14 protein-coding genes and 1 riboswitch are annotated in these 15,313 nt (G+C 52.5%); all 14 genes read right to left on the bottom strand.

All coding sequences use genetic code 11. The features are described 5' to 3' along the window. Window positions 1–9 precede the first annotated feature (9 nt). Window positions 10–645 (bottom strand): riboflavin synthase, encoded by a 636-nt coding sequence (locus tag AC15IQ_RS09955; RefSeq protein WP_483179053.1) that lies wholly within the window; start codon window positions 643–645, stop codon window positions 10–12. Window positions 646–692: 47 nt separating this feature from the next. Continuing rightward, window positions 693–1,808, bottom strand: a complete 1,116-nt coding sequence (gene ribD / locus AC15IQ_RS09950; RefSeq protein WP_483178881.1) for a bifunctional diaminohydroxyphosphoribosylaminopyrimidine deaminase/5-amino-6-(5-phosphoribosylamino)uracil reductase RibD — start codon at window positions 1,806–1,808, stop codon at window positions 693–695. 85 nt (window positions 1,809–1,893) lie between these two features. Further along, a riboswitch (FMN riboswitch) is annotated at window positions 1,894–2,009 on the bottom strand. A gap of 50 nt (window positions 2,010–2,059) precedes the next feature. Next, a complete protein-coding gene (rpe, locus tag AC15IQ_RS09945; protein WP_483178879.1) occupies window positions 2,060–2,713 on the bottom strand; it encodes a ribulose-phosphate 3-epimerase in 654 nt (217 codons plus the stop codon). Next, window positions 2,710–3,600, bottom strand: a complete 891-nt coding sequence (gene rsgA / locus AC15IQ_RS09940; RefSeq protein ID WP_483178878.1) for a ribosome small subunit-dependent GTPase A — start codon at window positions 3,598–3,600, stop codon at window positions 2,710–2,712. Before rsgA ends, rpe begins: the two co-directional genes overlap by 4 nt. A 31-nt stretch (window positions 3,601–3,631) precedes the next feature. After that, window positions 3,632–5,455, bottom strand: coding sequence for a protein kinase domain-containing protein (locus AC15IQ_RS09935; protein ID WP_483179052.1), 1,824 nt, complete (start codon window positions 5,453–5,455; stop codon window positions 3,632–3,634). A gap of 21 nt (window positions 5,456–5,476) precedes the next feature. Beyond that, the gene (locus AC15IQ_RS09930) at window positions 5,477–6,190 is read right to left on the bottom strand and encodes a Stp1/IreP family PP2C-type Ser/Thr phosphatase (protein ID WP_483178876.1); all 714 of its coding nucleotides are present in this window, start codon (window positions 6,188–6,190) and stop codon (window positions 5,477–5,479) included. Window positions 6,191–6,263: 73 nt separating this feature from the next. Then, on the bottom strand, window positions 6,264–7,334 hold the full coding sequence (gene rlmN / locus AC15IQ_RS09925; RefSeq protein WP_483178875.1) for a dual-specificity RNA methyltransferase RlmN: 1,071 nt from the start codon (window positions 7,332–7,334) through the stop codon (window positions 6,264–6,266). Further along, a complete protein-coding gene (gene rsmB, locus AC15IQ_RS09920; protein ID WP_483178873.1) occupies window positions 7,327–8,673 on the bottom strand; it encodes a 16S rRNA (cytosine(967)-C(5))-methyltransferase RsmB in 1,347 nt (448 codons plus the stop codon). Before rsmB ends, rlmN begins: the two co-directional genes overlap by 8 nt. Before the next feature lie 55 nt (window positions 8,674–8,728). Then, the gene (locus AC15IQ_RS09915) at window positions 8,729–9,403 is read right to left on the bottom strand and encodes a zinc metallopeptidase (protein WP_483178872.1); all 675 of its coding nucleotides are present in this window, start codon (window positions 9,401–9,403) and stop codon (window positions 8,729–8,731) included. A 2-nt stretch (window positions 9,404–9,405) separates the two neighbouring features. Then, complete coding sequence (locus tag AC15IQ_RS09910) at window positions 9,406–10,158, bottom strand: DUF116 domain-containing protein (RefSeq protein ID WP_483178870.1); 753 nt, start codon at window positions 10,156–10,158, stop codon at window positions 9,406–9,408. An 11-nt stretch (window positions 10,159–10,169) separates the two neighbouring features. After that, complete coding sequence (fmt, locus tag AC15IQ_RS09905) at window positions 10,170–11,102, bottom strand: methionyl-tRNA formyltransferase (RefSeq protein WP_483178869.1); 933 nt, start codon at window positions 11,100–11,102, stop codon at window positions 10,170–10,172. A 13-nt stretch (window positions 11,103–11,115) separates the two neighbouring features. Continuing rightward, window positions 11,116–11,568 carry a peptide deformylase gene (gene def, locus AC15IQ_RS09900; RefSeq protein WP_483178868.1) on the bottom strand — a complete coding sequence of 151 codons (453 nt, stop codon included), beginning with the start codon at window positions 11,566–11,568 and terminating at the stop codon, window positions 11,116–11,118. A gap of 44 nt (window positions 11,569–11,612) precedes the next feature. Beyond that, on the bottom strand, window positions 11,613–13,997 hold the full coding sequence (gene priA / locus AC15IQ_RS09895) for a replication restart helicase PriA (protein ID WP_483178866.1): 2,385 nt from the start codon (window positions 13,995–13,997) through the stop codon (window positions 11,613–11,615). Window positions 13,998–14,111: 114 nt separating this feature from the next. Continuing rightward, window positions 14,112–15,302, bottom strand: coding sequence for a methionine adenosyltransferase (gene metK / locus AC15IQ_RS09890; RefSeq protein WP_483178865.1), 1,191 nt, complete (start codon window positions 15,300–15,302; stop codon window positions 14,112–14,114). Window positions 15,303–15,313: the final 11 nt, after the last annotated feature.

The following is a 15,313-nucleotide window of genomic DNA, read 5'->3' as shown; positions in this document are numbered from 1 at the left end:
GTGCCTCCTTTATAAAAATCCGTGCTGGGATAGGAAATCCATGCTCATGGAGCTCTTCTCGGTCTGCTGCGCACCTGTAAGTAGTCTCTCCACATAGCGGCCAATAATATCACTCTCCAGGTTCACCTCATCTCCGGGCTGTTTGGAACCGAGAACGGTGAGATGGGCGGTGTGCGGGATGAGCGAAACAGTCAGAAAATCGCGGCCCACCTCCACCACAGTCAGACTGACCCCATCTATGGCGATCGAACCTTTGGCCACGGTGTATTTCAATACCTCCGCCGGGGCCTTGATGCGCAATATTATGGCTATATCAAATGGCTCCCGCTTGACTATGGAACCAACGGCATCCACATGCCCTTGCACCAGGTGTCCTCCCAGGCGGTCAGTGAGCTTTAAGGCCCGCTCCAGATTGACCCAGTCGCCAGCGCTGAGACTCTTTAGAGTTGTCTTATTATAGGTTTCAGGCATCACATCAGCCCAGAACTGCCGGGATTCATATTTGACTACGGTCAAACAGACCCCGTTAACAGCTATACTGTCACCCAGTTTGACATCCTCTAAAACAGTTTGAGCCTTCACACCGAGACGAATGGATTGCGCCCCAAGTTTGATTTCACTTATGTTGCCGATCTCTTCAACTATTCCGGTAAAAATAATCTCTCACCGCCACTTCCATTTGCATACTTCGTTCAACGATAGGCTGACTTTTTTACATAACCGCTCACCAGTAGGTCGGGGCCGATGCAGCTTATCTCCAAATCCTCGATCCCAATGGCTTCCGCCATAGTCTCCAGTCCGCGGCCCTCTACGGGAGTCGGTGCATTACTTCCACCGATTATCTTGGGAGCGATAAACCAGTAGATTTTATCGATCAGCCCGTATTTCAACAAGCTGGCATTAATTCCTCCGCCGCCCTCCACCAGCACGTGGCTCAGCTTGCGATGGGCCGCAGTCTGCAAAACCTGCTCCAGGTTCAGATCATCACGGGAACCGTCCACGGCAATGACCTCTATGCCTATATCCTGAAGCCGCCTGACCTTCTCAGGATCCGCGCTATCAGCGGTGAAAACCAGGGTCTTTTGCTGCGTGCTGCTGGCCGCGATCTGGCTTTCTAAGGGCAGGTCCAGGGCTCCGTCTATTATTAGCCGTACCGGGTCCCGGCCCTGCCGGTCAGCAAGTCTCGTATTCAGTCGGGGATCGTCAGCCATAACCGTGCCTATGCCAACCAGTATAGCGTCAGCCTGATCCCTCATCTGATGAACCTTTAAGCGGGCCAGGTCAGAGGTGATCCACCTGGAATCCCCAGTATGAGTGGCAATTTTGCCATCAAGGGTCATCGCCGTTTTCAAAGTAACAAAAGGCAGCCCGGTACAGATATATTTCAAAAAGACTTCATTCTGTTTTTCGGCTTCCGCTTGCAGCAACCCGGTTTCGGTCTCGATGCCGGCCTGGCGCAGAGTGTCGATACCGCGCCCATTTACCAATGGATTGGGATCCTCCATAGCCACTACGCACCTTTTTATTCCCGCCGCTATCACGGTCCGGGTGCACGGCGGTGTCAAACCCTGGTGATGACACGGTTCCAGGGTCACATACAAGGTCGCCCCCAAAGCTTTATTCCCGGCTTGATTGAGGGCATGAACCTCGGCATGAGGGGTGCCAGCTTTTTGATGGTAGCCTTCGCCTACTACTTCACCATTCTTTACCACCACTGCCCCGACCAGGGGGTTGGGGCTGGTGCGTCCAGTTGCCAAGGCTGCCAGTTCCAAGGCCCGGCGCATATATCTCTCATCATGCTGCTGCAATTCACTGCCTCCCAAAACACAAAAAACCCGACGCTTTCATCGGGTTGGACATAACAAGCTAGGCTGAACAAACCGTGCTCAACCAGCCCTTCTTCTACCATCCAGACTGTAACTGTCGGCCCCGGAGTTTCACCGGATCATGCCTTGCGGCTCGCGGGCTGTACCGCCGATAGGGAATTCCACCCATCCCCGAAGAAAGGTTAATATAATATTTTTGATATACTAGATAGTAGCACTAGTAATGCTTAAGGTCAAGCTTTAAGGGCTTTCAGGCTCTGAATGGCTTCTTGCAGCCCGCTCCCCTGAAACACATAAGATCCCGCTACCAGGACATCACATCCCGCTTGGACAGCATCCCAGCCCGTTTTATCGTTTATGCCACCGTCGACCTCTAAATAACAGTTCAGCCTCTGGCTGTCTATCATGGCTCTGATATTGAGGATCTTGCTCAAGACGCTAGTTATGAAACGCTGTCCCCCGAAACCGGGGTTGACAGACATCGCCAACACCAGGTCAAGTTCGGGCAGTATAGGCTGCAAAAGGCATTCCGCGGTGGCCGGATTTAGGCTCACCCCGGCCTTGCAGCCACATTCTTTGATGGAAGCGATCACCCGGTGTAAATGGTGGCAGGCTTCAATATGGACCGTAATCATGTCGGCACCGGCATCGATAAAAGCCGGTATCAATTGTTCCGGTTTTTCGATCATCAGGTGCACGTCCAAAAACAGACCGGTGATTTCCCGAATGTCAGCAACCACCTGCGGACCGATGGTAAGATTGGGAACAAAGTGACCGTCCATGACATCAATATGCAGCCAATCAGCACCGGCCTCTTGCACCGCCTTAATATCTTCTCCCAATCTGGTGAAGTTTGCGCTCAAAATCGAAGGGGCAATCAGTATCACCGGTAGCACCTCTCATTCCTCATCACTTCCTCCAGTATAGCCACATAGTTCTGGTAGCGCAGTTCAGCTACTGTTCCGCTCTGCAGGGCATCTTTTACTCCACATTCCGTCTCCCGATAATGCAGGCAGTCCAAAAATCGGCACTTCTCCTGATGAGGCGCAAATTCCGGGTAATAAGCTGTCAACCGGCGGCTAACCAGATCCTCAGGCAGATCAAGGGTGGAAAATCCCGGGGTGTCTGCTATCCATCCCCCCTCAGGCAAGGGATAAAGCTCCACATGCCTGGTGGTGTGTCGGCCCCGTCCGATTTTGCTGCTTACCTCCTGTGTCTTAATGGTAAGATCTTGGGCTAGGTTATTTAAAAGAGTTGATTTTCCAGTTCCGGAGGGCCCGGCAAATACAGCGATTTTATCCGCTATGGCACAGCGCAGCTGATCCAAACCGCAGCGCTGTTTGGCCGAGGTATTGATAATCGGGATGCCCAGGTCGGGATAGATGCTCATAATGGCCCGGGCTTTGTCACTGGCCTGTAGGTCGCATTTATTCATGATGATCACAGGGGTTAGACCGGCATGAAGGGTCAATACCAGTAACCTGTCCAGAAGCATCGGCACCGGCTCTGGACGTTCATAAGCCATAACGATCAACACCACATCCACATTGGCGATGCGAGGCCTGTATAGCTGGTTGCGGCGAGCGACAATACCCTCCAGGATGCCATGTTCCTCATCTATAGGGGTGAACATGGCTTTATCACCAGTCAGTATCAACTGTTGTTTCACCTTGCCGCGCAGTTTACATTCGTATATTTTGCCAGTGGAATCCTGCACGTAATAAAAACCGCTGTATTTTTTTAGAATCAAGCCAGTAACCGGTTGATGGGGCATCTACTCCCTCCCTCATTATACCGAAGCCCTGTTATTGAAGGTTGAACACCTTGTAGCGTTCCTCATCAAGCCGCACTTCAGCCGTTCCGCTGCCGCTGTAGCTGACTCCCACGCTGACACTGGTTCCGGAGTTATGAGTTTGTTTATACACCTGACGACTACCCTGACTGTCGGTGACATTAATCACTACCTGATAGGATTTCTGTCCGGTAGGCAGAGTAAACTGCAGTGTCTTGGTTTTAGCCGTCCCGGTGCTGCCTTTGCTGACCACCAGATTCACAGTGCTGCCCTGTTCGATTAAGATGCCTGCAGTGGTATCCTGGGAAATAACTACATCTACCTTATAGGTGCTGCTCTCTTGTCGGGTGACCTGACCCAGTACCAGTCCGTACTCGGACAGCTTTTCTTTAGCCTTTTCCAGAGTCATGCCTTCCAGAGCAGGCATAGGCACCTTGGGTGGGGTTTTACCCTTGCTCACCAGGAGATTCACTTTGGACCCTTTGACGGCTTCTCCGCCCGATGGACTCTGAGAGATCACTATTCCCTGTTCATAGCGATCATCATAATTCTGCGATACTTCTCCTCGAACCAGCCCGGCGTTGCGGAATTGTATCTCAGCGTCGGCCTGAGACAAGCCCACCACATGCGGTACCGCCACCATCTCCGGCCCTTTAGACAGCACCACCGCAATTTCCCGACCGGTTTTTACGGTCTGTTCCGCTGGCGGTTCCTGAGAGATGATCAGGTCTTTTTCCACCTCATCGCTGAAGTTGCGGCCGGCTACAGCTATTTTTAGGTTCAGGGCGGCCAGCGTGTCGGTGGCTTCTTTTAGTTCCATCCCTTGCAGGTTGGGAACCTGAACTTCCTTGCCGAATATGCTGCCGCCCATCACCCACCAAATGCCTGACAATAAGCCCAGGATAGCCACTGCGATTATTACCATGCCCGCGGGCCGGAATTTACGCCGCTTGGAAGGCGTTTTTTGCCCAGCCTGGATAGGGCTCATAATAATGGTGGTACCGTTGCGTTCCTTCCTCATCCAGCTTAGTGAGGCGTCCTGGGAGATGAGAGCATTGCTCATTTCCTCGGCAGTAGTGAAGCGGTGGGAGGGGTGTTTTTCCAATGCTTTGAGGATCACCGCCGATAGTGCTTTGCTGACCGCAGGATTGATCTGTTCGGGGGGCAGAGGTTCATCATGAATATGTTTCAAAGCTACGGTAATGGTGCTCTCAGCGTCAAATGGAGGCCTACCGGTGAGCATCTCGTATAAAACACAGCCCAATGAATATATATCAGTGGCCGGAGTGACCGGTTCTCCCTTGGCCTGTTCCGGAGATATATAGTGCACTGTCCCAACCAGGTCACGGGCAAAAGTAAGGGTTTTTTTGCTGATAGCCTGGGCGATGCCGAAGTCGGCCACCTTGACGATGCCTTTTTTGGTAACCAGTATATTATGTGGTTTGATGTCTCGATGTATAATGCCATTTTCATGGGCATGGTGAATGCCCTCACAGATCATAATGGCGATTTCGGAGGCCTTTTCCGGTGACAGGGGGGCCTCGGCGGCGATTATCTCCTGCAGGGTCTGCCCTTCGATATATTCCATCACTATGTAATGAACGTCGTTTTCCTGCCCGACATCAAAAATGTTGACTATGTTAGGGTGTGATAGGCGAGCTGCGGCCAGGGCTTCGGTTTTAAAGCTCTGCACAAAAGCTTGGTCCCGGGAGTATTCTTCCTTGAGGATTTTGATAGCTACGATGCGGTCCAGACTTTTGCAGTGCGCTTTGTACACTTTGGCCATGCCGCCTTCGCCGACACCCTCCAGGAGTTCATATCTATCGCCTAAAACCATATCTTTCACTCTCTTAACCTCCTAGTCGGTGAGTAGAAGTATGAGGGTTATATTGTCATATCCGCCTCGGGCCAGAGCAGTCTGGACCAATTCCTCAGCGATCTCGTCCAAATGATGGGGATTCTGTTGGTAGATCTCCAAAATATCCTCGGGAGTCAGCAGGTCGCTCAAACCATCACTGCACATCAGTATTGCATCTCCATAAGCCAGTGGAACCTGGCAGCTGTCTATCTCCACCCGCGGGGCGATGCCAATAGCCCGGGTCAAGATGTGGTTATAGGCGCTGCTGCGGGATTCTTCCGCTGTTATCAATCCCTGGCTAACCATTTGTTCAGCCAGGGTGTGATCCCGGGTGAGCTTCTCGATCTGTCCGTTGCGTATCAGAAATAAGGCGCTGTCCCCTACATGGCCTACAAAGAGGCGATTTTCCCATATCAAGGCAACGGTCGCAGTAGTACCCATATCGTGCAGGTCAGCATTGGCCTGGCTCTCTTCCCAAACCATGCGGTTGGCGTGTTGTAGGGCACCCTCCAACGGAGTTATGGAGTTGCCCGGCGGGTTGTCCTTCACCCAGGCATGAATGCTGCGAACGGCGGTCCGTGAAGCCACATCACCACCGCTATGCCCCCCCATGCCATCACAAACCGCAAAGAGTCCTCTTGCGGTATCTACCAGATAGCTGTCTTCATTTTTTTGCCTGACCCTGCCGATATTAGTTGCTACACTTACTCTCATTATCCACCCTGACCCATTAGGTGCGAGTCTTTAGGGTCGCACCTGTTTATACTCGTGGCCTCTCTCCAGCTGATCAACTTTGTTTTACCGCCAATTGTCCACAGGCAGCCTCAATGTCTCCGCCATGTTCTTCGCGCACACTCACATTAAGCCCGGCCGCCTTCAGCCAGTTGCAAAAGGCTTGAACATCCTGCGCCTCAGGCTTGCGGTAAAGTAAACCATCTACTTCATTATAGGGAATTAGATTGATATTCGCCAGTAAAGGTTTTACCAGCTTAGCCAGGTTTTCCGCATCTTTACGGCTGATATTGACCCCATCTAACATGATATATTCGAAAGTCACCCGGCGTCCGGTTTTTTCCACATATTTTTTGACCGCTGTCATTAAAGCAGCCAGAGGATATTTCTTGTTGATCGGCACCAATTCATCGCGCAACTGGTCATCGGCGGCATGCAGAGAAATGGCCAGGGTTATCTGCAGGTCCTCTTCAGCCAGGCGCAAGATGCCGGTAGCTTCTCCGCAGGTGGAAATGGTAATGTGGCGCTGGCCCAGCTGAATACCGCGCGGGTCATTGAGGATGCGAATAGAATGGATCACTTCGGTCAAGTTCAGTAAAGGCTCTCCCATGCCCATGTACACCACATTGGTTATCAGGGGCTCTTCAGGATTTTTAAGGCGTCTTTTCAGTTCACGCCGTGAACCTAAAAATTGACCTACTATTTCATGAGCAGCCAGGTTGCGCTGAAATACCCCTTGCCCGGTGGCACAAAAAGCGCAGCGCAGCGGGCATCCCACCTGTGAGGATACGCACAGTGTATAACGTCCATTCAAGTCGCGGGACTGGGGTATCAATACCGTTTCCACCCGTTTCTTGTCATTCATCTCCATCAAAAACTTGCGGGTTCCATCAGAAGCCACCCGCTGTTTTAGTACCCGAGGGATCGAAATACGCGCCCGATCATCAAACTGCTGCCTGACTTGACGGGGCAGGTCGCTCATTTCATAAAAAGAGGAGGTGTCTTTTACATAGATCCAGCGGTGCAGTTGCCGTCCTCGAAAACGCGGCTGTCCCAGCCTGGACGCGAAATCCTCCAATTCCCCGATATTCATCCCTATCAATTCGATCTTGTCGATACTATTCATCCGCACCCAATCTCCTCATTAAAGCATAAAACATCCCATCACACCGATATCGGCCCGGCCATACGGTCAGGCTTCCCCTCTTAGCCGCTTGGATATCCCGCTCTTCAAGGGGGAAAAAATTGATTTTATCGTCAAAGCCCTGCGGAACAAAATCTTTGCCCCGATCCTTTAGAAACGCCTCCACCACACCCTGGTTCTCAGCCGGATTGATGGTGCAGGTGCTGTATAACAGCAATCCTCCCGGGCTTACTAACCGTGATGCAGCCTGCAGTAGTTGGTATTGCAGTTTGGGCAAATCTTGAAGCGTTTCTGCCTTGAGGCGCCATCTGGCATCAGCACGGCGATTCAGCACTCCCCAACCTGAGCAAGGGGCATCAAGAAGCACCCCGGCGGCTTCAGTCAGTCCGGTTTTGAGGTGCAATAGGTCGCAGTTTATGGGAGTCACACTGTTTATCCCCAAGCGGCGGCAGTTGGCTTTCAAAAGCTCCACCTTGTGGTTATGCAGCTCTACTGCCCTGATCTCACCTATATCCCCCATATATTCCGCCAGGTGAGTACTCTTTCCACCCACCCCAGCGCCAAGGTCATAGCACAGCGATCCCGGTTCGGGAGCCAGGATGGCCGCAGCCAGCATAGATCCCTCATTCTGCAAGTAGAATAAGCCGGACTGATAGGACGGCAGTTCAGTTATGGGCTTTTTAAGGCCGGATATGTAGACCGACCAGGGGGTATATGCTCCGGCCTGAGCTGTAACTCCCTCGGTTTGCAGCATGTTGATCAACTCCGGGCGTTCAATACGCAAGGCATTGTTACGCAACACCACTGCCGGGGGCTGATTCATGTATAGCAGCAGCTGCTCTACCTGGCTCAGATCGGCCAGTTTCATAAACTCCCTCACCAGCCAGTCGGGATAGGAATATTTTACCGCCAGGCAATGAACCGGATCATCTTGCGGAAGTTGTATCTTATCACGGTTGCGCAAAATATTGCGCAGCACCCCATTTACCATGGCTCCAACCCTTTTTCCCGCCTTGGCTTTAGCCATTGTGACAGCATCATCCACAACAGCATAATCAGGTATGCGGTCCATGAACAAAAGCTGATAAAGCGAGATGCGCAGAATATTGCGCGTATGAGTCTGCTGTTTAGAGACCGGCCATGCCAAAAACAGGTCAAGCACCCAGTCCAGGTGCCTGACCATGCGTATGCTGCCATTTACTATTTCGGTTACGAGATGTCGGTCTAACCAGGAAAGGGTGCTCTGGCGCAGGCTGCGTTCCAGGGCCAGATTGGCATATTGCCCTTTTTCCAGGACCTGATATAATATGCGAACGGCCATCAGGCGGGCCTCTGCCCCCGTTTGAGAATTTATTCCGCCGCGGCTAATAGGCTCTTTAATCGTCATTTCCCCCTGTAAAAATCATCAAATAATAGAGCAGGTTAGAAACCGCTGATATAGTGGCCGCCAAATAGGTTAGGGCAGCAGCGCCCAATACTTGTTTGATAGCCGGGATCTCGTCATGGCTGACCAGGCCGGCCGAACTCAGCTCCGCTACTGCGCGCTGTGAAGCGTTTATCTCCACCGGCAGCGTGACTACGTGGAACAGGACCACCAGGCTGAACAGGATGATACCGCCCAGTATCAGGCTGGGGCTTTGCATAACAAATCCCAGCAAGAGGATGGGAAAGGAGGCCGAAGAGGCAAAATTGCTGATGGGCACGATGCTGTGGCGCAATTCCAAAAGCCCATAACGCTCACTATGCTGTATGGCATGCCCGCTCTCATGTGCCGCCACCCCTATAGCCGCCAGGGAATTACTGCCATATACACTCTCTGACAAGCGCACCACCTTGGCCCCAGGGTCGTAATGATCTGACAACGATCCCGCCACCGCTTCAATGGCGATGCCTCCCATCTGGTTGCGGCGCAGTATGGTGGCGGCCGCTTCCCTGCCGGTGATGCCGCGCTGAGACCTGACCTGTGAATACCTTTCAAATGTGGATTTGATTTTGAACTGTGCATAAAAAGATAAAGCCAGAGCCGGTAGAATAAAAACCAGATAAATCATAGCTAGCCTCCTTTGCTAAGTGTGAGCAAAGCTCGTTCGATCTCTGCCACATCAACGTCTGTATTGATACAGGGTCCATTAGGCCTGCAGTTTAAGACACCCAATACTGGAAGTCCGCCGCTGTCTTGTATGCCCGAAGACAGGTCGCGTTCACAGGCCACGGCAATAACCGCCTTGGGATGGTTTTCCTGTATCCATTTTCTGGCCAAAGTGCCGCCGGTAGCCACGCGCAGTCTAACCTGATAGCGGTCGGCTAATTCCCTTAAATCACTTATTTTACATTTACCGCAATTCTTGCAGTTGTCAACGTCTATGGTTATTTTGAACTTGCATTCCGAATCCTGCAGGCAGTGCGGCAACAGGATCATGATATCGGAAGTCTTTAAGGACAGTTGTTTGTTGCCTACTAAATAGTTATTCACTGATATATAAGATTTGAGGATTTTTTCTTTTTCGATGCCAAAAAATTTTCCTATCGCCAGTGCTATGGGAAACAATAATTCATTAGCCCAGAGGGTGACCGCCTCCAGCGAAGGTACGCTTTTGGAGCGGATGATCATAATTACGATGCCCAGTATTCCCAGGCCCAGAACAACGAAAATCACCACCGCCAGGTATGCCAGGCTTATCAGTACCACCTGGTTGATAAGCAGGGCCCGGTTGGCGAACAGATACCACAGCAGAGCTGCCAGCCCGACTGCCATCATCAGGCTTACACTCAATAAACCGACATAGAGACGTTTTTTGACCTGCATTACCCTCTCCTTCAAGTTCCCAGGGCAAGTCCCGCCGATATACGCTGGCCAGCTGCGAAATCCCGGGCTGGCATGCGCTTGCGTCCCTCTTTTTGAACCTCCAAGAGTTCCAGCAGGCCTTGTCCGGTAATGACCAACAGGCCGTTTGATACCGCTTCGATTTGGCCTGGAGCTCCATCCTGAGCGGTGGTGCTGACTACGCGACTGCGGAACACTTTGAGTTTGCTGCCTTTAAAAGTGGTGTAGGCGCCGGGTTGCGGACTAAGGGCGCGGATCTGATTATGGATCACCAACGCCGGTTGCTCCCAAGAGATCAGTTCATCGCTTCTGGTTAGAGCCGGAGCATAAGTAGCCTGGCTGGCATCCTGAGGCTGACGGCAGGCCGTACCTGAAGTGAGATCTTCTATGGTCTGTAACAATAGCTCTGCCCCCAATACAGCCAGCTGATCCTGCAGTTCACCATAATCAATATCATCATCGATGATCATCTCCGCCCGTCTGATCATGTCGCCGGTATCCAGGCCCTTATCCATAAACATAGTGGTCACCCCGGTCAGTTTCTCACCGGCCATGAGTGCCCTCTGAATAGGGGCCGCGCCGCGGTAACGGGGCAGCAGTGAGCCATGCACGTTAATACATCCATACTGCGGCAGAGTGAGAATATTCTCCGGGATGATCTGTCCATAGGCTACCACGGTTATCAGATGAGGATTCCAGGCTGATATCTGCTGCAAAGCATCCGGAGTTTTGATTTTATCCGGTTGGAATATCTCCAGCCCCTGCTTTAAAGCATACTCCTTGACAGGGCTGTAAGACACTTTGTGCCCCCGCCCCCGTGGTTTGTCGGGTTGGGTTATGACCCCGCAGATGGTATGCCCGGCCTCTAAGAGGGCCTGCAGACTGGGCACCGCGAATGGGGCTGTTCCCATGAATACTATCTTCACTAAGCTTTCCTCATCATTCTCTTCTGGTCTCAATGGCTTTGTCAATAAACAGTATCCCGTCCAGGTGATCGATCTCATGCTGCAAAGCCTTGGCCAGAAGATCGCTGGCGGAGATCTCCACCTCTTCTCCATGACGGTTTAAACCCCTGGCCTTAACGTGCAGGGAACGCGCTACCCGCCCGATGATTCCGGGTACACTCAGGCAGCCTTCGGTGCTGATCTTTTCACCCTCACGACTGATGATTTCTGGGTTTATCAGTTCGATATACTGCTCTCCGGTATCAATTATTATAAGGCGCTTTAATATCCCTATCTGCGGGGCCGCCAACCCCAAGCCCTGTTCAGCATGAAGGGTATCACGCATATTGTCCAGAACCCGCAGAATGCCATCATTGATCTTGGAAACCGGTGCCGAGCGGGCCCGCAAGGTTTCATCAGGAAGCTTCAAAACTTGGTATACCGCCATTAAACACTCTCCTTACATGGCATTTAAATGTACCTTTTCGTTGGTTACAATGTCGACAGAGGGTCTATATCTATCTCTATGCGCACTTGCTGAGGATGTTTCAAAGCGAGCAAGCTCTGTCCTATACTGCTCAACATCATCCTGTTATCTGCCTTAACCAGAATCTGCTGCCGATACTTGCCGCGCAGCCGGTTAATGGGGCATGGCGCCGGGCCCAGAATGGTTATCTGATCTTCTTTGGCATCTATTATCTCATAAATCCGATTAGAAAGGTCTGCAGCAATAAGCTGGCCCCGCTTTTCTTCGACATCCCAGACTACTATACGCATTATGCAGGTGTAGGGCGGATATTGCAACAGCTCCCGAGATGCGATCTCGGCCTGAAAAAAGCCTTCATAATCCTGCTGCGCAGCCCAGTTAATCACGTCGTGGTCTGGGTTGTAGGTCTGTATCAGCACCTCTCCGGGGTCCTGCCCCCGACCGGCCCGCCCCGAAGCCTGAACGATGAGCTGCATGGTGCGTTCATAGGCGCGGAAATCAGGCCGATGCAGAGAAATGTCGGCATCCACAATGCCCACCAGGCTTACCCCTGGATAATCCAGACCTTTGGCCACCATTTGCGTACCGATTAATATATCCATCTGGCGGGACTTCATGCTATCCAAAATGGTTTTCTGCACTCCCTGCCGTCGGCTGCTGTCCATATCCAGCCGTCCGATACGGGCCTGCGGGAAAAGCTTCATGACCTCTTCTTCCAGCTTTTGTGTACCCAGGCCCAGCGCTGATAACCCTGGGACCCCGCAGGCAGGACAGGCGTGCAGCACCTGCTGGCGATAGTCGCAGTAGTGGCATAGATAGCTGTCAGTGTCGCGATGAAACGTCAAGGCCACCGCACAATGGGGACACATAAGGCTTTCCCCGCAGGCGCGACAAATGGTAACCGGTGCATAACCCCGGCGGTTGAGGAATAAGATGGTCTGCTCCCCACGTTGCAGGCGTTGCTGCATAGCTTCAGCCAGTTGTACCGATATGGCCCCATGAGCACCCTGGCGATAATGCTGGCGCATATCTATTAGTATGACTTTTGGCAAACGGGCCGGGGCGATACGCTCAGGCATAGTCAACAACCGGTAATCACCGTGTACTGCCCGATAATAACTTTCCACGGCCGGGGTGGCGCTTCCCAAGATAACTGTAGCGGATTGCCTGGCAGCGCGGAATAAGGCCACCTCACGCGCATGATAACGCGGGGTCTCTTCCTGTTTATAAGTGGTCTCGTGCTCTTCATCCAATATGATCAAACCCAGCCTGGGAAGCGGCGCAAATACCGCTGAGCGAGTTCCCAGAACCACCCCGGCTTCACCGGCTTTGACGGCCTGCCAGGATTGATAGCGCTGCCGGTCCGGCATCTGGCTGTGCAGTACCGCCAGTCCCGGGAAACGGGTTTGATACAATTGTTCCAGGTGCCGTGTCAAAGCGATTTCCGGCACCATCATGATGGCCTGACGCCCGCTATCCAGCGCCTTTTGAATGGCCTGCATATATATTTCTGTCTTGCCGCTAGCAGTGACCCCATGCAACAGCCACACACCAGGCTGCTTATTGATAAGATCAGGCTCCAAGGCCGCCAAAGCGGCATGCTGCTCCGCGGTCAGGCTGGGTCCTGATGAAATCGGCTGAGCCGCCGGGGCCGACAGGCGCAAATACCCCTTCTCCAGCAAAGCCTTAAGACTGGACCGGGGCACAGCCCGTTCCAGGGTTTCGGCGGCGATAATGCCATGCTGCCTACACATTCTCAATGCTTCCGCCTGGCGAGGGGCCTTTTGGTTCAACTGGCCCTCCACCTCTTGAAGGTCAATATCTCCCAGGGCATAATAGCGCTCCGCCTTAGGAGGCTTCATCTGATAATAGCCCGAGACGGTTATCAATCCCTGGAGTTTCAATTGCTCCAGCTCATTAGCATTGAGGACTTGCAGGGCTTGCTGATAAGGCAGCGGCCCTGATGACCATAAACGCTGCATCAGTTCACCAGCGGAAGAATCAATTTCTGCTGGATATTGAGCCTCCCCCGGTTCCACCAAGGGCACTACCACCCGCCCCTTTTTATGCCGCAAGGGCCTCGGCAGCATGGCCTGAAGCGCCACCGAAACCGGGCAAAGATAGGTTTCAGCCATCCACCTGGCCAAATCCAACATAGCCTCATCGACAACCGGTAAAGGATCGAGAACCTGCAGGACCGGCTTTAAAACCTGGCCTGTATCTGGAACGCCCCTGGCCACCACATAGCCTTCGCAGAGCTGGGCACCCAAATTTACCAATACTCTTTTCCCCAAGAGGTCCTGCTCGATCAGACTCCGGGGGACCCGGTAAGTCAAGTAATTATCCATTCGAGCCGTAGGCAGGTTTATAAGAACTTGTACACACTGCATACTATATCCTTTATCAGACGGTTTGGTAAAAACGAACCGCAGATGGATGCGACCGGCCCGGTGGGCAGCTTGTCATCATTAACCTGCGGCATAGTCTTAGCTATGTAATGATCTCTATAATCCGGCCTGTTGTCTCAAAGACTCGGCTTTATCAGTCTGTTCCCATGTGAAATCGGGATCATTGCGGCCGAAATGACCATATGCCGCGGTCTTTTGGTAGATCGGCCTGCGCAGCTGCAAATTCTTGATGATTGCTCCAGGCCGTAAGTCAAAGTTCTTATAAATCAACTCAATGATGGTTTCATCAGGTATCCGCCCGGTGCCAAAGGTCTCCACCCCTACTGATACCGGGTAGGCCACCCCAATAGCATAGGCTAATTGTATTTCACAGCGGTCGGCAATACCTGCGGCAACGATATTTTTGGCCACATACCGGGCTGCATAAGCCGCAGAACGGTCCACTTTGGTGGGATCCTTGCCGGAAAACGCCCCGCCTCCATGACGGGCCATACCGCCATAAGTATCCACAATGATTTTGCGCCCGGTCAAACCAGTGTCTCCCTGTGGGCCTCCTATGACAAAGCGCCCGGTGGGGTTGATAAAGTAACGCGTCTTGTCATCCAACATGTTTTCAGGCACCACCGGTTTTATAACATGTTCCCGCACATCCCGTTCGATGGTGGCATGGTCGACCTCGGGATGATGCTGGCAGGAAATCACGATAGTATCAATACGGGTAGGCTGGTTATCGATGTACTCCACGGTGACCTGAGTCTTGCCATCAGGACGCAGGTAGTCGACAATTTGCTGCCTGCGCACCTCGGAGAGGCGCATGGCCAGTTTATGGGCCAGTGAGATAGGCATCGGCATCAGTTCCGGGGTTTCATTGCTGGCATAGCCGAACATCATCCCCTGGTCGCCGGCTCCCAAGCTCTGCTGGGCTTCATCTTGCATCTCCCCAGCCTTGGCTTCATAAGCCTGGTCCACCCCCAGGGCGATATCACCGGACTGTTCATCCAGCGATGTGATCACCGCACAGGTTTCCGAATCAAAACCGAATTTGGCCCGGGTATAGCCAATATCGCGCACCGTCTGCCGAACCAGCTTGGGAATGTCCACATAACATTCGGTGGTGATCTCCCCGGAAACCATGACCAGGCCAGTCGTCACCAGGGTCTCTGCTGCCACCCGGCCATTAGGATCCTGGGCCAGGATGGCGTCTAGTATAGTATCCGAAATCTGATCCGCTATCTTATCGGGATGCCCTTCAGTAACCGATTCTGATGTGAATAATCTCTTGCTCACCGATTTCATCT

It is taken from the genome of Syntrophomonas sp. DTU019 (assembly GCA_913757435.1).
In the GTDB taxonomy this organism is placed as follows: domain Bacteria; phylum Bacillota; class Syntrophomonadia; order Syntrophomonadales; family Syntrophomonadaceae; genus DTU019.
This window is presented reverse-complemented; position numbering and strand designations above follow the sequence as displayed.